Genomic DNA, 620 nt, shown 5'->3' on the forward strand with positions numbered 1-620 from the left:
CCTAAATTTTGCTTCTATTCTAACGAGCGAAACCCAAACAAACAAAAACTTACCACGAACTTGAGAACAGCAATACTTGAGGACAGTAATAAAAGGCTAATGCTTCTGCGGCGTTCTAAAATGACCTTGCCCAGTAATGTGGCGATTAGGCATCGGCAGACGCAGTACGCGGCGACTGTAAGCATAGGGAGCAAAAGAGAGTGGTCGAGACATAGTGGCATCCTTCTTTCTTAATTCAAATTGACTTAAGCGACTAAGAAAGAAAGGTGCCAACTTTGCGATTACATTATTGGTTGTTAATAGCGGCTAAATGAAACTGGCGCAGTGTGTTGATCTCTTGCTGCCAGATGTCCGGATCAATTGTTTCTAAAATCAGAGGGATACCATCAAAACGAGAGTCTTTCGCAATGTACTCGAAACAATCCCACCCGATCTCTCCTTTACCTAAAGAATGGTGACGATCCACTTTGCTAGCAAACTCTACTTTTGAATCATTTAGATGCATTGCTCGCAAATAGTGCATACCCACAATACGGTCAAATTCAGCAAAAGTGCGTTCGCAATCTTCTTTTGTACGTAAGTCATAACCAGCCGTAAAGGTATGGCAGGTATCAATACAA

Annotated in this window: 1 protein-coding gene; it reads right to left on the bottom strand. The window is 42.1% G+C overall.

Annotation, left to right across the window (positions count from 1 at the left end):
* Positions 1-286 precede the first annotated feature (286 nt).
* Positions 287-620 (bottom strand): deoxyribonuclease IV (locus R7Q48_RS28640; RefSeq protein WP_318133721.1); only part of this gene is annotated, 334 nt, incomplete at its 5' end.

Source organism: Vibrio sp. 378, from assembly GCF_033339435.1.